At 61.0% G+C, this 20,806-nt stretch carries 13 protein-coding genes; 5 read left to right on the top strand and 8 right to left on the bottom strand.

Annotated features, from left to right (window positions below; translation table 11 throughout):
• Positions 1 to 249: hypothetical protein (locus DFR29_RS29845; RefSeq protein ID WP_208113764.1), on the top strand; the 249-nt coding region annotated here is incomplete at its 5' end.
• A 154-nt stretch (positions 250 to 403) separates the two neighbouring features.
• On the opposite strand, the gene DFR29_RS28225 is transcribed toward DFR29_RS29845, so the two are convergent.
• Together DFR29_RS28225 and DFR29_RS28220 are read right to left on the bottom strand one after the other, a co-directional pair.
• Positions 404 to 1,975: an OLD family protein gene (locus tag DFR29_RS28225; RefSeq protein ID WP_133821988.1), complete on the bottom strand. Its 1,572-nt coding sequence runs from the start codon at positions 1,973 to 1,975 to the stop codon at positions 404 to 406.
• Positions 1,976 to 2,221: 246 nt separating this feature from the next.
• Positions 2,222 to 2,959 (bottom strand): metallophosphoesterase family protein, encoded by a 738-nt coding sequence (locus DFR29_RS28220; RefSeq protein ID WP_133821987.1) that lies wholly within the window; start codon positions 2,957 to 2,959, stop codon positions 2,222 to 2,224.
• A gap of 462 nt (positions 2,960 to 3,421) precedes the next feature.
• Here DFR29_RS28220 and DFR29_RS29550 point away from each other — a divergent pair, with 462 nt between their 5' ends.
• Positions 3,422 to 4,168, top strand: coding sequence for a hypothetical protein (locus DFR29_RS29550; RefSeq protein WP_208113763.1), 747 nt, complete (start codon positions 3,422 to 3,424; stop codon positions 4,166 to 4,168).
• A 51-nt stretch (positions 4,169 to 4,219) separates the two neighbouring features.
• Here the strand turns inward: DFR29_RS29550 and DFR29_RS28205 are convergent, their stop codons facing one another.
• The 3 genes from DFR29_RS28205 to DFR29_RS29545 all read right to left on the bottom strand — a co-directional run bounded on the left by DFR29_RS28205 (position 4,220) and on the right by DFR29_RS29545 (position 8,184).
• Positions 4,220 to 6,118, bottom strand: coding sequence for an LVIVD repeat-containing protein (locus tag DFR29_RS28205; RefSeq protein WP_133821984.1), 1,899 nt, complete (start codon positions 6,116 to 6,118; stop codon positions 4,220 to 4,222).
• A gap of 252 nt (positions 6,119 to 6,370) precedes the next feature.
• A complete protein-coding gene (locus tag DFR29_RS28200) occupies positions 6,371 to 7,252 on the bottom strand; it encodes an arginase family protein (protein WP_166654414.1) in 882 nt (293 codons plus the stop codon).
• Entirely contained in the window at positions 7,249 to 8,184 is a 936-nt protein-coding gene (locus DFR29_RS29545; RefSeq protein WP_166654413.1) for a hypothetical protein, read from the bottom strand. The genes DFR29_RS28200 and DFR29_RS29545 overlap by 4 nt, the downstream gene beginning before the upstream one ends.
• A gap of 614 nt (positions 8,185 to 8,798) precedes the next feature.
• Here DFR29_RS29545 and DFR29_RS28195 point away from each other — a divergent pair.
• Complete coding sequence (locus tag DFR29_RS28195; RefSeq protein ID WP_133821982.1) at positions 8,799 to 9,155, top strand: roadblock/LC7 domain-containing protein; 357 nt, start codon at positions 8,799 to 8,801, stop codon at positions 9,153 to 9,155.
• Positions 9,156 to 9,448: 293 nt separating this feature from the next.
• On the opposite strand, the gene DFR29_RS28190 is transcribed toward DFR29_RS28195, so the two are convergent.
• Together DFR29_RS28190 and DFR29_RS28185 are read right to left on the bottom strand one after the other, a co-directional pair.
• Positions 9,449 to 11,839 (bottom strand): alkyl sulfatase dimerization domain-containing protein, encoded by a 2,391-nt coding sequence (locus DFR29_RS28190; protein WP_133821981.1) that lies wholly within the window; start codon positions 11,837 to 11,839, stop codon positions 9,449 to 9,451.
• A 318-nt stretch (positions 11,840 to 12,157) separates the two neighbouring features.
• Positions 12,158 to 13,204 (bottom strand): class I SAM-dependent methyltransferase, encoded by a 1,047-nt coding sequence (locus tag DFR29_RS28185; protein WP_243746207.1) that lies wholly within the window; start codon positions 13,202 to 13,204, stop codon positions 12,158 to 12,160.
• 2,052 nt (positions 13,205 to 15,256) lie between these two features.
• Here DFR29_RS28185 and DFR29_RS28180 point away from each other — a divergent pair.
• Both DFR29_RS28180 and DFR29_RS28175 read left to right on the top strand, forming a co-directional pair.
• On the top strand, positions 15,257 to 20,131 hold the full coding sequence (locus DFR29_RS28180) for an RHS repeat domain-containing protein (RefSeq protein WP_133821979.1): 4,875 nt from the start codon (positions 15,257 to 15,259) through the stop codon (positions 20,129 to 20,131).
• Positions 20,132 to 20,138: 7 nt separating this feature from the next.
• Positions 20,139 to 20,471: a DUF5076 domain-containing protein gene (locus DFR29_RS28175; protein WP_243746206.1), complete on the top strand. Its 333-nt coding sequence runs from the start codon at positions 20,139 to 20,141 to the stop codon at positions 20,469 to 20,471.
• Between the two features lie 123 nt (positions 20,472 to 20,594).
• On the opposite strand, the gene DFR29_RS29840 is transcribed toward DFR29_RS28175, so the two are convergent.
• The coding region (locus DFR29_RS29840; protein WP_208113762.1) for a hypothetical protein at positions 20,595 to 20,806 on the bottom strand (212 nt) is incomplete at its 5' end.

Genomic DNA, 20,806 nt, shown 5'->3' with positions numbered 1-20,806 from the left:
CGCTTCAACGTGACGGCGCCAGAAGGCTTCGGTCTTCGATGCTTGCACGCTTGGCGCTCCGAGAAGGTGAGCGACAAGCATTGCTCTGATGATCGGGTTCGAGAATGTGGCGGCGCCGGACGCTTACATGCGAGTGTGGTGCTGGGTGGGTTAAATAGCCTGGTGCAGGTCGCGATCGGATTCACCCAGGCGGCGATGCGGCGGGCGTTGACACCCACGTTTGGTAAGGCGTATCCGGCGAATCAATGAGTGAGTCGGATCTATCGCGTTCGGCGATTAAACAGGCTGTTGCGATACTCGGTCGATTATGATCTAGGTGTAATAAGGCAGGCGCCATAAATGCAAAAAAGCGTTGCTCGCGTCCGTCGAAAATTGAGTGGAATCTGTAGCGCATAGGCACCCACTATCGGGGTGGCAAATAAAGTTCCATTTGTGACACAACCTGCGTATGTATCTGATGGCTAGTAGATGAGATTGCTGCAATTACAAGGCTACAATACGCATCGAATGTTAAATTCAATTCCGTAGATGCGTCGGACAAAGCTTTCTTTCCTGATAAATATATTAAGATTGTTTCATCAGATTTTTGCAGCGCATCTTCAATTTTTGCGTCTTCCTCTAAGAACATACTGAGGATTTTGTCAGGCCACCCGGCCTCGCCAACGGCTAGTTGGTGTGCAGTCATTGTCTCCTCAACAGTAGGCCGAATCTGGTCCTTGTTGAAAAGTCTTCGGAGCAGATGATCTGTTCTTGCTCTAACTCTCTCAGCTACGGTCTTGGAGCGTGTAGTCTGCAATGACTTCTTTGCTCTTTCTAAAAATTTCGGCCAAGGGTCTCCGTCATAACCGATAACTGATGCCGCAGAACGAATGACTCCGGGCAGCGCAAATAAGCTTTCAATTTCGTGAAATTTGAGCACAAAGGCCGGTGGTTTGAGCGCCGAATGGAACTCTTCGGGTCCATGATCTCTGTCGATAAGTCCGACAGTCTCTACGGCAGTTAATAGGCCAAGTGTTGTAAATGAAGTGGATGCAGCAAGTACTTCCTGGCAGTTTCCAGCCGCAATAGCTACTGAGCCCGGTGAGTTTACCCAGGTTTTCATCAACTTTGATGCAACGCCTTTGCCGTTTATTCCTTCATAGAAAACAATTCGACTTGCGCTAACGGTCAAAGTAGCCGCGCCGAGCAATACCTCTGCGAGGTCGTTTGGCAACGTTTCTACGCTCGCACGTTCCACAAATCCATTCTCGCGAACGACAAGTACAGTGGGATTTTCTCTTGATAAAGCAAAGTGCAAATCATGGGTGATATATATAAAGCGAATGTCTGGGCGCATTCTTTCGAGTTGATTCCAGTAGTCAACTGCCAGTTTTTTATGTAAATGAAGTTCGGGCTCATCGACAAAAAGGTATCCGGACGATGCCATAAAAACACGAGCTGCCAGATACAGGCATGATCGTTCGCCATCGCTCATTTCTCGGGCGGCATAGTTGGATTGCGTGGCGTCTCGCTTGATTGCACGTGGCGAGAAATCCTTGAATGTAAGGCGCGTGTTGGGAAATACTTTTTCCCAAAATTCTATTAGCTTTGCTAATGGGCTGTCATTTACAAACAAGCGTGGGCGTTTTCCCTCTCTTGCCGCCTCGTCGTCTCGGTAGAGCTCTGCGTAATGTTGTTGAACAATGGTGGAGAAAAGAGCGTCAATCTCGTTAGTGAACTCCCAGGGCTGATTTCGCGCATTGTTTAGCTGAGTTAAAAATTCCTTGCGCCCAATCTCCTCCTCATAATTTGGCAGCCTGGGATTCAGCACCGTGCGTCGTTGAGCGGCAATGAATCGATCCGGTGCCGAAATGTTTCGCATTACCCGTGTCTTTCCGGCTCCGTTTGGGCCAATAACGACAATTGGTGTCGTTCCAGTAATTATGCCAACGATTGGAATGTTTACATGATAGGTGTCGGAATCTTCAGTGCTCATCTTGATCCACCTTGAAGGGGGTATCCTAGATCTGCGGGATTTTTTGTCGAATGATAGTAAAGGTATCAGTAAAAATAGAGCTGGTTCACGTACTTTGCACAAGGTGTTATCCGGAGGCGCCGTTCCAACGGCTTTCGCCGCCCTACCACTTGGGCGCGCGATCCGAAGCAGTAGTCGCAGTGGAAGTCTCGAGAGGGTACTGCGCGTAGCGCGTGTCTTTATCGCACCCAAATAGCCAACTCGCCGTCAGCGCATATAGCCCGTGAGCAATGCGTGCGCCCAATCGGCCCGGCCGTTCTTCAACGCGAGCGCAGCCATCGATCCATGGTCATACGGCAGCGCAATATGCTGTGCCGTCCACCCCTGGTTGCTCCGCTCGACAATCGCATACCGCGCATCGGCAGATCCGGTTTCCACGGCATGAAAGACCGGGTGATCGTCGCTGTAGGCGGGAAGTCCGACACTTCCGGGATTGACCAGCAGCTGCCTGCTGCGGGTACGTACGGCCCTTGGCACGTGGGTGTGGCCGCAGGCTATGACGGCAGCGTGTTCGTCGCCGAGGCGTTCGGCGATTTCCGACGGCGAAGCCAGTCGAGTGGACGCTCCATCGAGCGATTCGAGCAGGTATTCGCCATCGCTGCGTGGCGTCCCGTGGCACAGGAAAACCGCTTCGTTCAGACGAAACGACGGCTGCAGGGTACGCAGCCAGGCCAGCATGTCGTCCGACAGCTGCGAACGGGCGTACAGGTCGGAAAGATTGCCTTGCCCTGGCGTTAGCGCCAGCAGTTGCCGTTCGTGGTTTCCCGCCAGCGTCAGCCAGCCCGAGGACATCAGAAAACTCGCGGTTTCGCGCGGCAGCAGCGGGCCGGATACGTTGTCGCCCAGATTGACGACCTGGTCGACACCGCGGCGGCGGATGTCCGCGGCCACGGCTTCCAGTGCGGCGAGATTTCCGTGGATGTCCGAAACGATGGCAATGCGCATGGCAGAAGCTATTCCTGGTAGAGGGGTTGTTGCGTTTCGAGTCGGGGGATGGCGTCACACGAGTGCTTTCGAATCCGGTCCCACTGTTCAACTGTAGAAGGCGTAGCCAGAGACGGTCCAGGGCGTGGCCTTCTGATCGGTAGCGGCCAACTTCGCCACCTATTGTGCCGCGCGTCGCTGTTAGGAAAGGCGGCGGGGAGAGGGCAGGCCCGCGAATGATTCGGCAGGCGTAGTCGCCGCTCGACAGGCTCGATGCAATCGCGCTCCAATGCGTCCATGCGCCCGAATCCTGGTTTTCGCTGGCACGCTGTCGCTGCCATTGCTGCCGTACTGTCGCTGCTTGCTGCCGGCCTTTTCGCGGCGACCGTGCCGGCGGAGAAGCTGCTGCCACCGCCGCCGGCTGCGTCGTTCGAGGCCGAGCATGCCGGTGTCGTGCCGGCCGGCTTCGACCGGCGCAAGCAGGTGATCGACGAAAGCCTGGCGGCGGGCAAGGCGGTGGGCTGGGCGGGGCGTTACTACTACGGCGACAGGTTTGCCTCGAACGTTTACCTGTCGCTGGCGCCGGGCGCGGGCCTGGTGGTGACGGAGACAGGATGCCTGGGCTTGTACGCAGCGAATCACGGCTCGCTGGTCGATGGCACTGATGGCGTTCTTCGCATCAGTTATGCCGTACCGGCCTCGCCGCAGGGGGGCAGCTTTCCCGGCGAACTGATGCCGCTGAGCTGGGGCAGGCGGCAGTACCTGATACCGCCTGACCAACTGGCTGCTTTTGCTACCGCGATCAACCATGGCAAAGAACCGCGCGACGGCGACGGCGGTGGCTCTTTCCTGTTGCGCGTAGGCGATGAATATCAGCCGGTCAGCGGATTGCCGTCGTTGCCGACCTCGATGCTGGCGCTGCTGCGGCGTGAGCCGGTCGAGGTGGAAATCGCCTCGGTCGAAGTGCGCAGGCGCAGCAAGCCGGGTGATATCTGCGTGAGCAATTATTGGGTGCGCGTTGTGCCGACTGCCGCGGCAGTGCCGCCGTTGTTCGTCGGCGAAGTGTTGCTCCCGATCGATGGCAACGACAGGGCCACGGTGATTGCCTCGCAGGGGCAGTCGGCCGAGGCCGAGATCGTCGTCTTCCAATGCAACGACCGTTTTGCGCCGAAGCTGGGCATGCGATTGACGACCGGCGCCTATAACGAGGGTAGGGGCGCAGGCCGTTGATGCGGGCATGTCGGGGGTAATGGCAGACGGCAGTCGCGCCTTCCTCCGTTGCTAGGGCTCCAGCCCATCCTGAAACAGCTGGTCAAGCGCATCGACGTTGATGCCCGCCGCCAGCGAGTACAGGCGCGCATCGCTACCGACGTGGAAATGACTGATGCCGGCCGTGTCGCGCTCACTGATCCATTCGGGCTGGGCCGGGTTCGATACGTCCAGTTCGACCAGCTTGCCGTCCTGGAAAAAATAGAGCCGGTTGCCGCGCAGGGCGACGGCACTGACAGGCGAGCTGGCGGGGCGACTATGCAGCAGCACGGGATGGGCCGGGTCGCTGAAATCGACGATGTCCAGTTTGTCGATGCAGGCCAGGAAGGCGAGGTTGCCGCGTTTGTCCGCGGCGACATCGACGACGCCGCAGCCGGTGTAGGTACCGATGGGTACCAGGGCGGCCGGATTGGAAATATCCACTAGTTTTATTTCCTCGCCGATGATGCCGCTGCGGGGAACCACGAACAGTCGATTGCCGCGGACAGCCATCCTTGAGGCCGGCGACAGCGGAATGCGTGCCCGTACCACGGGTGCGGCGGGGTTGTTCATGTCGATGGCCGACAGGAAGTGGTACGGGGACTGACTGCCATCCGTATAGCTCGCATAGACCACGCCGTTGCGTGCAGCCAGGGCGTTCATCGGCCCCGACCATGTGCCGAGTGTTTCAATCTGGTCGGGGTTGCTGATATCGATCACGGAGAAGCCGGCGGCCTGGTGCATCACGTAGGCGCGGTCGCCGTCGACGGCCATGTCGATACCGCCCTGGGCATAGCCGTTGGACACAATCTGCTGGAAGCCCTGGCGGTCGAGGCTGGCCCGGTCCAGTACACCGATTCCTTCGCGTTCGATGACCAGCACGCGTTCGCCGCGAACGGCCACGGCCCAGGGCGCCGCGCTGGCGGGCAGCCAGCTTTCGCTGGTCACGCTGGGTGATTCCGGCTGGTCGGCCGCCAGGCGCCGCAGCCGGTTGGACCGTTCGGCAATGAATACGCTATCGCCGACACGTTCGACCATTTCCAGCAACGGTGCCGAGAAGGCATGGCTGCCACGGAATTGCGGCTGCAGCGGATTCGCAATGTCGATCACGTTGATGGTATCGGTCTGAACGCTCCAGGCGTGATGGGGAAGCAACGCCGAGAAAAACCCGCCCCAGCCCGCTGCGGGCAGCTGCGCCACCACCGCGGGACTCGACGGCAGGCTGACATCGAGTACGCTGAAAACCTTGCCGAAGGAATAGGCGTAGTTGCCGCGCATGCGCATGCCCATCAGGTCGCAGCAGGGGAAATTGGCAAACCCCAGCGAAACGGGCGCGCGCGGGTCGGCAATGTCCCAGGCGCCCAGCACGGCGTTATTGGTCATGCCCGAGTTGTAGAGCCGGTCACCGTCGATATCGAAACGCTCATCCACCCACTGACGCATTCCCAATGGACTGAACTGCAGCTGCGCCGGGTTGCTCAGGCTGCTCGAATACAGGCCGGTTTCCCGGTCGAACAGGTAAAGCTCCGTGCCGACGACAAGGATCTGCAAGGGGCCGCGATAGGGGTTGTCGCTGTAGTCGAAGGTATTCAGCAACAGCGGATGCGTACGCTCTGCGATGGAAAAAACCGCCACGCCGCTGGCGGAATAGCGGCCGAAGCTGGCGTACAGGTAGTCGCCCTGGCGTTGCAGGGAGGTGATGCCATTGGGCAGCGGAGCCGTACGTGTATCGCCGGCCAGGACGAGCGTGCCGTTGGCGCCGCGCTGCCAGACGGTGATCGTGCTTCCGGTAAAAAGATAGAAATACTCGTCAGCCGCGACAGGCGCGCCGAAGTTGCCACCGCGGGCGGCACTAAAACGCATCGGCGCGGGAATGTCCGCTGCTGCCGTGCCGGCAAGCGCCAGGCCCAGCGCCAGAACCAGAAATTTCATCGGGCTTCCTGGAAAAACGGGTGGATTCGCCAGCCCGGCAATCGAGCGGCAGATACCCGACAATGACGCAGAGCCGTGCAGCAGCCCCCAACCGTCGCTGCCCGATCGACCTGCAGCCCTGGCGACTGTGCCTGATCGCCGTCGATGCGATGCGACAGCGAGGCCACATCACGCGCGCCGGTCGAATGAAGCACGATCCGTTTCACGGCACCGGGCGCGGCCATGCCAGGTGCGGCGCGAAAAGCGGTTGCGCTAGCGCGCCAGCGAACCGACGCAATAGGTGTTGACGGCCGCGCGCACGGTATTGGCATTGAGCGACATGAGCGTCTGCGCATCCTGGTAGCCGCCGGCGACGACAAACAGCACGGCAACCCGCAGTTCCCGCGCCATGCGGAACACCCAGCGGTCGCGTTGCAGCAGCTGCAGGCTGCTCAGTCCTGCGCGGCCCTTGGGATCGTTGCGGTGGCAATCGACGCCGGCCTGGTAGATCAGCAGATCGGGCGCGTGCTCGACGATGAGGGTGCGGGCGGCCTGTAGCGCGTCCAGATAGGTGGCGAAACCGTCGCGCCCGACGTTGACTGGAAAAGCCCACGAGCGCGTACCGCCGTAGCAGCCGAAGCGCGTGCCGAATATCGAGGCGCTGTACAGGTTGCCCAGGCGGGCGCAGAACTCCTCGGTGCCGTTGCCGCCATGTTCGTCGCAGTCGAGCACGAAGATGCGACGGTCGGGCCGGCAATGCGCCACCAGGGCGAGGCCGTTGAGCGCACACAGTCCGCCGCCGCGTGACCAGACCGCGTGGTGAAAACCGCGTGCCACGTTCATGGCGATGCCGTGCTGCAGGGCGTGATCGGCGGCGTCGAGCTGGCCGGCCAGCATGGCCAGTACCGAGTCGCGGATCGCCGGCGACCAGGCCACGCCCTGGCTGGAGGCGAGCGGGGCGGTGCCGTCCAGAAAGGCTTTTGTATACTCGTCGCTGTGCAGGCCCTGCAGCAGGCCGATATCCATTGGCCTGGGTTCGCACAGCTCTACCCGGGCGCAGCGCTGCAGCCGGTCGGCCAGCAGTTGCAGGCGTGCCGAAGGTGTCGAATCGGCGGCGGCATAAGCCGGCGCGTAGTAAGCCCGCAGTGGATTCACGCACTCACCGCCGACAGTTCGCCGCGGGCAAACTGGACCAGGTGTTCGATCGTCGTCGTCATCGGCGAAAACATGTTTGATCGTGCCTGTAATTCCATTTGCTGGCTGAAGGCGCGGCGGCGGGCGGCGGGGCTTACCACCAGTGTGGTGAGTCGCAGGAAGCGCACGCTGTGCAGCGTGGCTGCGGGGAAAATCCATCCGTGCCGGGCGCGCTGCCCGGGCTCAACTGTATCATTGTAGCGTAGTGCACACAGGCTGCCGGGCGGCACGGTCACGCCGAAGATGCGCACCGGAGCGATGACGATGGCGGAATGTGCTTCGCCCAGCCCGACTTTCTCCAGCAGGATAGGCTGGCCAGCCGGGCCGACGATGGTATTGACCGAACCGCCGCGGCGTACGCGGCCGTGGGCGATTTCGAGGAAATATTCCTCTGCCTGCGAACAGCTGCCGATCTTGGGCTTGTCGATCATGCCGGGAAGGTCGGCACCGTCCTGGCCGCAGCCGGTCAGTACATCGCTCAGCAGGGCCAGGAACAGATGGCTTTCTTCCAGTGCCAGGCTGGCGTGGAAGTGCTGCAGCGCGTCGCGCAATCGCAGCAGGTAGTGCCGGCCTTCATCGTCGCCGGTCGGTTCGACTTCTACCGTGGGCAGGGCGAGCAGCGCGCGCCAGCCCAGGGCTACCTGTTCATCGACCAGGTGCTGGCCCAGCGCTTCGGTCGCGGCCATGGGCCAGTCGGCGAACATGCGCAGGTCGTGCGTGTCGACCGGGTCGCGGGGACGATTGACGAAATCCGACAGAAAGCGCGTGGCCTGGGTGTAGCCGCAGCCGCGCCGCTCGGTGCGGTGGACGAAATGTTCGTCGAGCATCTCGGCCAGTGCGCGGCACAGGGGCAGCTGGGCGTCGCTGAAGGCGCTGGTGATTTCATGCGGCACGGGCATCTGTCCGGCAGTGGCAGCAAGGGGCGGATGGGCCGGGCGTGCCGCCAGGCATTTCCCGCGCCGGGCAGGCGGTGGCATCGCCGCCGCGCCGTGGCGTTGTCGAGGTGTTGGCGACACGTCGTGTTCGCTTCATGATCGTGTCCTGATGCAAGGAATCGTCCAATGCCGGCCTTTCAAGGTGCCGGCGACTGCGGCCGGTTTTGCCGCGCGCCATGATGCACTGCGCTGGCGTGCGCGGCAGCAGGGGTTCGACGATTGGACGGGGATTGGGCGCGACTCCGCTTCTGGGCGGTACTGGTGTGTTTCGTGCTTTGCGCAGCGACTGTCGCGCGGCGGGGCATGGCCAGGCCGACGCCTAGACTGTCGCGCGGCGGGGCATGGCCGGGCCGACGCCTAAGGGTTTTACCTATGCCAATGCGACAGTCGACCCACTACGCTGATCCAAGTCATCGCTGCGCAGCGTTTTTTTGCCGGCAAACGGCAGGAACGGTGCCGATATAGCCCGTATGGCGCCGGCAATGCAGCGTCCGGATGGCGGTTTTGTCTCACGCTCCACCACATTCATTCATCAAGACGCAATTCGTTACAACTACTGGGGAATCTGCAAAATGGCAAAGATCAGTCTTGAACCGCTGCGCAACATCGACGGCTATGTCGCTTCGGCGCTGGTGGACAGCGAAAGCGGCATGCTGCTGTCGGGCGATGGCGCCGGCATCAATCTCGAACTGGCAGCCGCCGGCAATACGGAAGTGATCCGTGCCAAGCGCAAGGTGGCGAGCAGCCTCAAGCTCAACGACACCATCGAAGACGTTCTGATCAGCCTGTCCAAGCAGTATCACCTGCTGCGGCCGCTGGAATCGAACCAGAAGCTGTTCCTCTACGTGGTGCTCGACCGTGCCAAGTCGAACCTGGCAATGGCGCGGCACGAACTGCGCACCTTTGAAAAATCGGTCGATTTTTCCTAACGCGGTCGCGTTACGCGAGACCTGAGGCAATACCGGGCGGCCGCTCTGGCCGCTCGACTGACCGCGACGGCCGGGCGGCAGCGCCGGTGGGCCGTTACCTAGGCAGCCCGCACAATTCCGCCGTCGTTCGGCGCACTGCCGCGTTGCTGCCAGTCGCCGGATTGCCGGCAACCGGCTGGCCAGTCCCGGCATAGGCTGCCGGCATCCTGCTGATACTGCCGCGGCGTGCGCAACCCGCACGCCGCGGCGATGGCGTCTGTCGTGTTTTCGCCGTCGCTGCCGGCCCTGCGCGTTCAGCGATCCGCCAGCGGCGGCAGCCCGGTCGGCTTGGGATCGAAATACAGCGCGAAGTGCTTGGCGAAAGGCTCCAGGCAACTGTTGCCGCCGGCCAGGCAGGTTATCTGGCCGCTTTGCACGGCGGCGTCCCAGGCCTTGCGGAATTCGTCCGCGCCGCGTGCCTCGGCCAGCAGCAGCGCATCCAGTGCGGTCTTGCTCATGCTGACGGAGAAATCCGCCGCGGCCACGTCGCGCTGGGGCAGAGGCTGGCCGGCTGCGGTCTCCTGCACGAACTCGGCAATGCCGTGGCGCAGGTGTAGCAGGAAGCCTTGCGCGCCAAAGCCCTGGTTGCCCTCGGCCGGGAACCAGAAGCCGAAGGACTGGTTCACGGCGTTCTTGGCGGTGACTTCCGCGCGCAGGCGCAGGGTCAGCGAATTCACCCAGGCCGCCGCCGGCAGTGCGCCGATCACGCCGGGGGCGACCAGGCCGCCCTTGATGTCGCTGGGCAGCGGGATGTCCTGCAGTTCGTGCGCGGCGGTAATGTAGAAATTGCGCCAATTGGGATTCAGCTGCGGCTCGGCCAGGCCGAGGAACGCCTCGGCCTTCAATGCCCGTGCAGTCTTCAGCGCCTGCACTTCGGCGATGGCGTCGCTGGGCAGCAGCTGGGTATAGGCGCGCACGACGATGGTGGCCAGTTCTGCGGCGCGCTGGAACTGCGCCAGCGATTCGGCTTCTTCGCCGCCCTGCTTGAGGCTGCGCGCCTTGGCCAGCGCATCGCCTGCGGCGATATTGGCGGCGTCGGCGCCGCAGATCATGGCGCCGTTGCCTTGTGGCTTGGGCACGCAGGTGAGCTTGAGCGTTTCCTCGGCCATGCGCTTGGGCGGCGTGGGGCGCAGCGCGACTGGATCGGCTTCGTACCAGCCCACCGAGCCCACGTAGATCTCGCGCACGGCCTGTACCACCGAGCCGTAGAACGGCCGCAGGTAGTCGCGCGGATTGACGCAATCCTGTGCCGGCGGTACGGCCTGGTGCGGCGGCACTACGCGTGCGGGGCTGTCCGGGCAGCGGTTGGCGGCCACGTTCTGGTTCTTGATCGGCCGCACGCCGTCGAGCTGGCCCATGAGGTAGTCGTGCTGGCCGGCCTCCAGATAGAGGCTTTCCACCAGCGGTGCCAGCTCGTTCATGGTGTAGCCCTTGTTCATCCAGCGAATGGTCTGGTCGTGGGTGAACTGGATGGCATCGCGGAAATTCTTCAGCAGGCGCTGGATGTTCGACGCCTCGCACAGCGGCGGTCCGTGGCTGGGCACCATGCACCAGGCATTGAACTGGCGCAGCCGGTCGACGCTGCGGAACCAGTTGGCCGGATCGCGATACGCCGTGCCGCGCAAACTGTACAAATTCGGGAACGACGGGCCCTGTATCACTTCGGCCGACTGCAGCAGGCCAGGGCCGCTCCAGTCGTTGTCCGAGGGCGGCGTGGTGCCATTGCGCCGGTCGGGCAGGAAGACCGCCAGCTCGTCGTTGGTTTCGCTGGGCACGTAGACCAGCTGCATCTGCACGCCGGCGGCCAGCACCTTCAGTTCGTTGCTGAAGGTGCGCGACGGCATGCGATAGCTGCCGTTGACCAGTACCTGCTTGCCGTCCACTTCCGTGCGTGCGCCGAGTTCCTGCGGGCCTATGCCGCTGTTGACGTGGTTGCGCGGAATGAAATTGCCGTACATGTACGACGAACGCGCGTCGATGATGGTGCCGGTGACCAGGGCCGTGGTGCCCACGCCGTCGTTGATCTTGCTCTGGCCGATCACGGCTACGCAGTCGCGGTTTTCCACGGCCGTGTCCAGCACTGTATCCGCGCCGGGAGTCTTTGGGTCGGCGACCGGGCAGGGCGGCCGGTCGGCCAGGTCGAGGAAACCCCAGACGCCGAAGGTGTGGTCGATATGGTTATGCGTGTAGATGATGGCGCGCAGCGGCAGCTTGCAGGCGGCCGGCACCGGCTGGCCGAAACTGAAATCCGGGCATTGCGGCAGCAGGCCCTGGGCACGGAATGCCTTGATGGTGCGCTGGGATACTTCGGGGTTGCCCAGCGTGTCGATGACGATCAGTTCGCGCTCGCCGGAGGGCGCGCGTGAAGGCCCTTTGATCAGGATGGTATTGGCCAGATCGAAGCCTACGGCGCTGTAGATTTCGTAATTCAGCCCGGCCGGATAGCTGGCCAGCGGATAGTGCTCGCGGCGCAGGTCGTAGATCTTGGCCGGTGTGAACCAGTTGGAATGTTCCGCCAGCAGCACGTTGGCCGGCACGATGGCCGGCGCAGCCGGCGGCGCCTGTGCAAGAGCCTGTCCCGAAATCAGCGCGGCCGCGAACAGGCCGCAGAACGCCCGGCGGGCGTCGGCAATGTCGATACGCATGGAAATCCCCTGTTGCTGGTGGGTAGGCAACAAAAACGCGGGAAACTCTAAATCTACTATGTGGCGATGTCTACAATATTTGGACGGATTCTGCGTGAAAAAATGAACGTTTTTACGCGAGAAATTTCGCCCATTTGAATGCTAAAGCGCGTATCGGTGGCGAAAACTATCGCGCTTGTGCGATCAGTGCCCATCAGGCTGCACATCGAAAAGGAGACGCTGGCGTCGCTGTGCTCCGCCCCACCGTTGGCCCTGGTCCAACGAGCCAGCCGGGCGCTGTTTCAGGCCGAACACGGCGGGGTATCGCAAGACAGGCGTCTACAGGCGCGCACAGAAGCGCGGCGTCAAGTGGCGCCAGGTCGTTGTGTCGACGGATTTGTCTCGACGCATGACAGCAAGCATGTGCGTTGGCTTGATGGTGCCGGAGAGCAGCTCTTTCTCATCGCGTGCATGCACGCGATCGATGAACGTGCGGTCCCGGTCATTTTCCGGATCGAAATGCGGACCGAAGCTACGGTCGACAAACGGGTCGATAAGGTTTCCGTACGCAAGGAAAAAATCGAAGCCAAACTTCTGCAATGCCAAAGGAAGAATGTCTTGTGCACGAATGCCTTCGAAGCCTTCAAGCGAACAGTCCCAGTCCTTGAAGATCTTTTCCCTGCGTCGCAACTGGACGTTATAGCGGTAGGACGCCGGAAGTTCCCGCCAGAAGTCGCGGACAATTTCCAGCGCTTCAGGCCAGCGCAGGTGGCCGTTGCGGCCGATCATGTCTGATGCAACGAAAACGCCGGAAGGGCCAATTGCCTGGTAGATGGCGTCAAACAACCCGTCCAGGTTCGTGACGTGATGAAGGCTCTGGTTCGCCATGACCACATCGTAGGATTCGGACGGATGCCAACGGTTGAAGTCGGCGTTGGCGAATCGGAAATAGGGCAGAAGTCCTTCGCGCCCGGCCAGCTGATGCCCGCGCTGCAGCATGGCATCGGTGATGTCCAGGCAGGTAATGGTGAACGCGCTGACGCCGCGTTCGAGCAGCAGCTTCGCAATGTGCACTTCGTTGTCGCAATTGCCGGCGCCGATGCTGATTACCTGGACATGCCTGCCCAATGCGGCTGCCTGCCGTTGGATCTGCAGAGCAAAGAAATCTTCCGGATACGAGAAGCCGAACTCCTCCATCAAGGGGCGGAGGTATTTGTTCGACCAGTAATGAAATATCCCTGGCAGGTCGTTGACGACCTCTTCGCCGGTGAACCGCGTCACCTCCTGCTTGACGCGGCCTTCGTAGTCGCCTGCAGCGGAATCGCCGGGCGCTTGCCCGGCATACCACCAGCGCCGCAGGTGCACCCGCCAGATTGGCGGAAGCAATCGGACTACAGGTCTCAGGAGTGCTTCTACGCGAGATTTCATGGTCGACCAGGGGGAGTGCAATTACCGTGCGTACCCGTGCCGCTGTTTACCGGGTACGTCCTATTCGTCTGCGGCGTGGCCCGCTTGATACCTTGGCAGGTTCCGGGGGCGGATGCTTGACTGTTGTCGTTCGGTACGTTGTCGATGACGCGGCTACCACGCGTGACGGAATCATTTCGGATGATAGCGACCGCGGATGCGTAACGGCCAAACCCGCCATCTCCGCCGGCGCCAGCGTTCCGTCCGGTTACCGTATTGTTCTCGAAGAGGGGGCGGTGTTCTTTTTAGCAGTGCCGCAGCAGGAATACGCCGCTGCCCGCATGCAGAGGTTTTTCCCAACAAGGCAATGCCTTGACATCGATTGCTCTGGCACCTTTTTAGGAAGCCTCGACGATTCAGGTTGCTATCGTCGGACGCATTAGGGATGGGCGTCGAACAACATCCAGGGGCTCGCATGGCGCGTGCGTAGTGGCCCGCAAATTCCTCGGCTGTTGGCGCGCGCTCGACGCTGAGCATCTCGGCGCACTGAAGATTAATCACATTCAGCACTGTGAGCGGCACTGTTCTCTATGAACCGGGTACCGACCGACCTGGACAGTGCCCCTCGCGCAGAAACTCGTCTCCTTGGTCAACTATTGGCGCGCAGGAACACCCAAAGCCTTCAATTCATCCGGGACCTGTCGCAGGATCTGCAGACGGCACGCCTGCGTTGCCTTGCTGCCATCCCGGTTTCGTCGGCACAGCATCGTCAGCTCGAATTTCAAACACGCGGCCAGTTGCCTAGCCCTTTCTGTTTAGCGTTAATGCCGGGAGCAGGCCCATAGGCCTGCCCACCGCCCCAGGAGGGCGCAAGGGCAGTTGCTCAATGCCTCAAACGAGGCGGCGGCCGCCGTGCCTGTAGGCACTGCGCGAGCCGTCTTTGCCGTGCTGCTGCACGGCTCCATGCTCTCTTATCTGGTGCGTCCAGGGGCACCACGCCTACCGCGAAAGCGGCCCGCTAGTTGGTTAGTAGTCGATTCCTTCGATGGGTTGGAAAAAGGGATTGAGGTGTAAAAGAGATATCCCGCTGTCGCAAATTATGCAATTGCTATTAAGTGATAGCGTGACGACTGGTAGCCGTTCCCCATGATGGCCTGGTAAGAGCGATCGACGTGACGCAGATGGCCGTCACTGGCTTGGCACCTTGCTTTTGTCCCGAGAAGTCGCGCCGGGCTTGGCCTAGCGCTGGCCGTCACTGTCAGATCTCGCTGCCAGTGACGGCTAGGCATTCGACTCCGGGTTCAGAAAAATCCGAGCCACACCTCAGAATCTTCCGATTTATTGACCCCACTCGACGCCCCATGCTGTGCCTCGCAGCCGATTCACAGCATCCACCACCATTGACTGCGCCAACCTGCAGAGCGGTCCGACAACGGTTGCATAGTTATTGATAGCTATGCATAAGCGATCCGAAAGTGCTGAGCCCCCTCCATGCGGCGTGCTAGCGACTCCTGTCGACGTTCTCAAAACTCTTTGGGGACCGCTGACAACTTGCCCCGTTGTGTTACACCGAAATGGCGTTGTCAACTTCGTATCGAAACCGTGTGTCTCAATAGATGACACCGCGCTCTACCACACTAACCGCACTTTGGACATCGCTGTCTTCCATACGGTTGGGCGTATCTGGCGAGGCCCCCCCTCGTTTGTCCCACCCAATTCCAACAGTAGACGCGAGGTTGCGTGAAGTAACGCTGGATTCACGCTGCCACCGGGAGGAGATGAACTCAAAAGACAGTTAAGACGATGCTTTCTGGAGCGCAGTGTTCGAGGTGCTTCTTGCATGCCCGGTCGCTGGCTTCGCGCACCGACGCATGCCCTGCCTGCATTGAAGGCTACCGCCACACGACGTCGCCGTCAGGCGACCATCGCATCAAGCTAACGTTTTCATATTGGGGGCAAACTGTTGACTGTTGCGTCTACAGCTGATGAACACCCCCACATCTACGCACACATCCATCAGGAATCGGGCTCATGTCACGCCAGTCGCTTCGACTCATAGGTACCCAGGCGTTGCTCCTCTTCGCCTCGGTGCTGACCGTACCGCTATCAGCGCAGACCTCCGACCCACCGACTTACCCTGGAATCTCCATCCCAGCATCTTTTACACAAGGTGGCGGTACAGCCGACGTGCCACTTTACGTTGAATACGACAAGCGCCTGCGCGCGTCAGAACAACTGTCGGCACTCGGTTCCGACCTGTTCGGTGATCAGGTATCGCTGTATACGGGTCAGACCTCGTTTCGCCACGTCGACATCGACATTACCGGCAACAACTCGTTGCCGGTGCAGCTGAGCCGACGCTATTCAATCTCGACGCTGGTCAGCGATCAACGGTTCGACGCGCGCGGCGGGCCCGGTAATCCATACGGCGGTCTGGCGAACTGGGACATCGAAGTTCCGCACATCTACGGCATTTTCGATTCGATCTACCTCTGGAACGTGTCGAGCGGTGCGACGACCCAGCAGCCGCGTTGTAGCCAGTATTTCCTCCCTCGCGTAAGCAGTGGACTCGACCCGACGGAGATCTGGTCGGGTACCAAGGTCAACATTCCCGGCAAAGGTGAGAAAGAGTTGCTGTGGCTCGATCCGCCGTATCCGCCGCTGCAGTACCCGAACGACGGCCGCTCGCCGACCTGGACGACCAGCGATTACGATGCGTTCCGTTGCATCACATTGTCGGCGCCACAGGACGAAGGGTTCGTAATGACGTCGCGCGACGGTATCTCCTATCGTTTCGACGTCTATGCGGAACGCGACTTTCCGACAGTGCGGTCAGGCCCACTCGCCAACGCACGAAAGGCGGTCTACTTGCTCGCGAGCGAAGTCACTGACCGCTACGGCAATTGGGTACGTTACGCCTATAACGTCAACGGTCATCCGACGTCGATCACTGCCAGCGACGGTCGCGCGATCACGCTGACCTATTTCCCGTCGCCGAACCAGAACCGGTTGCACACGGCCAGCGTGACGCTGTCGGTGCCGGCTGAAACGCGGACATGGACCTACGCTTACGCCAACCAAGCGCCTGACCAGATTCCTCGCCTGACATCGGTCACGCTGCCAGACACCATCTCCACTTGGCAGTTCAACTACGCGGCTCTGAACGCGCCAAACCACTACCTCTACGTCACCTATCTGCCGCCCAAACCCTCGGGCAAGGAGTGCCTGCCGCCCGAGATCAGCACGCCGGGCGGCGATTTCGGGCTACGCATCACGCACCCTTCCGGTGCGAAGGGCGAGTTTCGCTTCAAGCTCGAGCGCACCGAGCGCACCAACCTGCCGTTCCCGAACTGCCAGCTCTTGCCTGGCGGTGGCAAATACCTTGTCGCGCCCTATGTGGATGCTTTTCGGCTTAAGTCCAAGAAGATCTTCGACACCGACACCAGCGATAGCACCTGGAGTTATGCCTATGGTTTAGTGGCCGGCGTTTTCGGCGAGAGCACCACGATCACACAGCCAGACGGAAGTGTTGTACGAAACGAATTCTCCTCGGCCTACGGCGCGACCGTGTTTGGCGCCCCGGCCGGGACGGCCATTGAAGGGCAATTGCTTGCAACCACGACGACCAAGGGCAACGATATTCTGCGCAAGCAGACGTATACCTATGTGACCGGTCCGGACACGGCCAATGGCCCTCTGAACGGGTACCCGTTCTCGTCTCGCTACGGCGTTGGCAGCGCGGGTGACGATGGTTCGTCGGGCAGCATCCGGCCGCTGCTCTCGACGACAATCGAACAGCAAGGTGTCCGATTTACGCGGACAAATCAGATCTTCGACGCCATGGCGCGGCCGCTACAAGTCAAGCGCGAAAGCACGCTCATCGGTGGCGGGGTGTTGCACACGAAGACCGAAACCACGGTTTACGATGACAAGCGGCCGATCTGGGTGCTGGATCTCATTGATACGGTCACCAACTCACTCCTACCGACTGCGTCGATGGTCGACAACGATTACGACAGCGTAGGCAACCTGACGCGCGTCACGGCCTTCAACCGCGAGCAGCGGACGATGACGTGGCGGGCCGACGGAACATTGCTCACCGTCACGGTCGGCACGCTGCCCGATCCGGCCGGCCCAAACACGACGACACTTGGCCCATTCAAGCGGGGCATACCGCAGAGCGTAAGCCACGCGGACGCGTCTTTGACCGCCGCTGTCATCGACGACGCCGGGGACATTCGCATGGTCACGGACGAGAACGGTTTTTCGACCACCTACGAATACGATGGTCTGCGCAGACTCAAGCAGATCAACTATCCGACCGGCGATACCGTCCCTTGGGCGACGACGACGATTCAATACGATCGGGTTGGCAGCGAAGCCGGTATCACCGGTACGCATTGGCGCCAAACCACGAGCACCGGCAACGCCCGTAAGGTCGTGCATTTCGACCAACGGCTGCGGCCGCGGCTCTCGGCAGAGCACGACACCGCGAACGAGGCCGGCACCAAGCGCTACGTGAGACGAGGGTTCGACTACGCCAGCCGCGAAGCCTTCGTCAGCTTCCCCTCGACCTCATCGTCCGCCACGGCAGGGACGAACACCACCTACGACGCGCTCGGCCGCGTCACCGGCACGACGCAGGACTCCGAGCTCGGCACGCTGACCACGACAACGGTTTACGACCCGACGTCGTTCACAACACACGTCACCAATGCGCGCAACAAGGTCACGAGCACCACATTCCAGGCCTTCGACGAACCCGACACCTCAGCACCGATGACGATCAGCGAGCCGTTGGCCGTCACGACGACCTACACGCGCGACGTCTTTGGCAAGCCGCTGACCTTGACGCGCAGCGGCACCTATAGCGGAACCCCGATCAGCCAAGTTCGTCTCTACGTCTACGACCCCACCCAACTACTGTGCAAGACGATCGAAGCGGAGAGCGGGGCCACTCTTCTGAGCTACAACGCGTCAAACCTTGTGGAATGGAAGGCGAGCGGCCAAGCGCTGACCAATCCGACCAACTGCCAGACCACCAGCGTCGCCGCTAACCAGAAGGTCAGTTATGACTACGACCAGAGGGACCGCCTGTGGCGCACTCGCTACGGCGATGGGAGCCCGTCTGTGGTCGTCAGTTTTACGCCTGACGGATTGCCCGAATCGGTGCAATCGGACAACAGCACCTGGACCACGCTCTACAACAAGCGCCGTTTGATGACGAGCGAGACGCTGAATCTCGGCGGTGTCAACTATCCCCTCGGCTATACGTACACGGCGAATGGACATGTCGCCAGCTTGACTTATCCGGACGCAGCCGTAGTTGCCTACACTCCGAATGCGCTTGGAGAAGCCACCCAGGTGGGCAACTACTCCAGCGCGATCACGCGACACCCGAACGGCGCGTTGAAGAACCTGACTTACGGTAACGGCATCGTCCACACCACTGAGCAGAACCTGCGCGGTCTGCCGAGCCGCAGTCACGACGTCGGCGTGCTCGACGATCGCTACGTCTACGACGAGAACGCCAACGTCAAAAGCATCACGGACACGCAGCTCGCGTTGTTCACGCGATCGATGGACTATGACGACCGTGATCGGCTGACGTCGGCCACGAACGGATCTCAGTGGGGCGGCTCCCACATCTTCGATTACGACCCGCTCGACAGCCTGCGACGTTCCGTCAACCCGACGTTCGGCGACTGGACCTACGTCTACAACGCGACGACGCGCCGGCTCGATCGCATCGATCCGACAGGCGGCGGTGCCGCCGTCCTGACCTACGGCTACGACACCCGTGGCCGCGCGACGTCGCGTGCGCTGGCCGGAACATCCCAAACGTTCGTGGTGGATCTGGCCGACCGAGTGACCAGCGTGGGACCCTCGGTGGCGAGCTACCGTTACGACGGGCATGGCCGTCGCACGAGCGTGACGAAGGGCAGCTCAACAACGGTGCAGATCTACAGCCAGGCCGGGCAGTTGGTGTATCAGAGCAGCCCCGCGAATGACGGCATTTTCCGCAGCGGTTTTCAGACCGCCGACACACCGTATCCCTCGGCAACCGGCGGCAACAAACGTTACGTTTACCTGGGCCGGCATCTGATCGCCGAAGACGGCACGGCAGGCCGAAGCTACGTCCACACCGATGGCCTGGGTTCTCCGGCACGCACCACAAGCACCGCCGGTGTTCCGTCCGCGCGCGAGGACTACAAGCCTTATGGCTGGGGGTCGACACCGCAGTCCAAGCCCGGCTTCACGGGTCATGTGGCCGATGCGGAGACCGGACTCAGCTACTTGCAGGCCCGCTACTACGACCCCTTCGCGGGCCGTTTTCTGGCGGTTGATCCGGTCGACGCTTCAGCCGCGTCGTTCAACCGTTACTGGTATGCCAACAACAACCCCTACAAGAACGTTGACCCCGATGGGCGAAATCCGGTGGCGGGTGCGGCGATCGGCTGCGGAATATCGGGTCCGGCGTGCCCCGCCGGAGCTGTCGTCGGTGCGGTGATTGGTGTCACCATAGGCATTGGCGGCTACCTGATATACAACGAAATCGCCGAAACTGACTCCGAGCCCCAGGCTGACGCTCAGCCAGGGGACAAAGAGAGCGATCAGGGCTGTATCTACTGCGTGAGCGGTGAGAAAACGCAGTCGGGTAAAGACTACGTAGGGTCGACGGATGATATGGGAAGGCGGCAAGGCGACAAGTCAGACGGACGCGATCGCGATGGTGCCGAACGTATCGACTCCTATCCCAAAGGTGACCGAACTGCTCGCGGAAACGCCGAACAAAAGGCCATCAATGATCGCGGCGGGGTCGAAAATCTGGACAACAAACGGAACGAGGTCGCGCCGAAAAAATGGCCCGACAGAGGCATTGATCTGCCAAAAAACATAAAGTGAGCCAACTATGACGATGAACGAGCGTCCCATTCCAGAGGCAGCGTTTCAGGACAAGGATGCAGTCGAAATGCTGCGAGTCTGGATCGCTGGTCGCAAGCTGCATTGCTCCTTGAAAGTCGGCATGTATCAGGAATCCACAAATATTTCCGAGCCGGTTGCGTGGGGAACTATCCTGGCCGATGCGGCTCGCCACATAGCCAGCGCGCTGCAAACTGGCTACGGACTGGACCCCGAGGAAACGACTCAGCGGCTCAAAGAGAGCTTCGTCAACGAGCTTGATAAGCCGTCGTCATCAGCCCAGGGAAAGTTCGTCGGCGGCGATAAGGCCAGGCTGTCGTAATCCTTTCTCACCCCTGGTGTGGTTCAGGCATCTAAAGAAAGAAAGAAAATAGAAACATTTTGCGGTGTGATGCGAAACGCAGAGTGCGCCGGTAGGCAGTTACGTGCATTGAACAAATGCGAGCTATCTGCCGACCGGCAATTCGTCGGAAAAGGTTGAGAGAAACCATCCAGGAAAATGAACGACATTCGGGCGTTGGAAAAACAGCTTCTCGGTGCTGTGGGCACTCTGTTGCAAAGCCGAGGCTTCAATCCGAAACCGGCTGGGCAGTCGTTCCGCTTGGCGAAGCCCTTCGGATGGGCATCCATCCACCTTGCTTTCGTCCGGCATCCGCC

The sequence above is a fragment of the Tahibacter aquaticus genome (assembly GCF_004363655.1).
GTDB lineage: Bacteria > Pseudomonadota > Gammaproteobacteria > Xanthomonadales > Rhodanobacteraceae > Tahibacter > Tahibacter aquaticus.
Note: the sequence above shows the minus strand (reverse complement) of the source record. Positions and strands in the feature narration are given on the sequence as shown.

Excerpts from the sequence above, each read along its gene's own strand:
- DFR29_RS28225 (WP_133821988.1), bottom strand. The coding sequence starts at position 1,975 with ATGAGCACTGAAGATTCCGACACCTATCATGTAAACATTCCAATCGTT.
- DFR29_RS28220 (WP_133821987.1), bottom strand. The coding sequence starts at position 2,959 with ATGCGCATTGCCATCGTTTCGGACATCCACGGAAATCTCGCCGCACTG.
- DFR29_RS28205 (WP_133821984.1), bottom strand. The coding sequence starts at position 6,118 with ATGAAATTTCTGGTTCTGGCGCTGGGCCTGGCGCTTGCCGGCACGGCA.
- DFR29_RS28195 (WP_133821982.1), top strand. The coding sequence starts at position 8,799 with ATGGCAAAGATCAGTCTTGAACCGCTGCGCAACATCGACGGCTATGTC.
- DFR29_RS28190 (WP_133821981.1), bottom strand. The coding sequence starts at position 11,839 with ATGCGTATCGACATTGCCGACGCCCGCCGGGCGTTCTGCGGCCTGTTC.
- DFR29_RS28180 (WP_133821979.1), top strand. The coding sequence starts at position 15,257 with ATGTCACGCCAGTCGCTTCGACTCATAGGTACCCAGGCGTTGCTCCTC.
- DFR29_RS28175 (WP_243746206.1), top strand. The coding sequence starts at position 20,139 with ATGACGATGAACGAGCGTCCCATTCCAGAGGCAGCGTTTCAGGACAAG.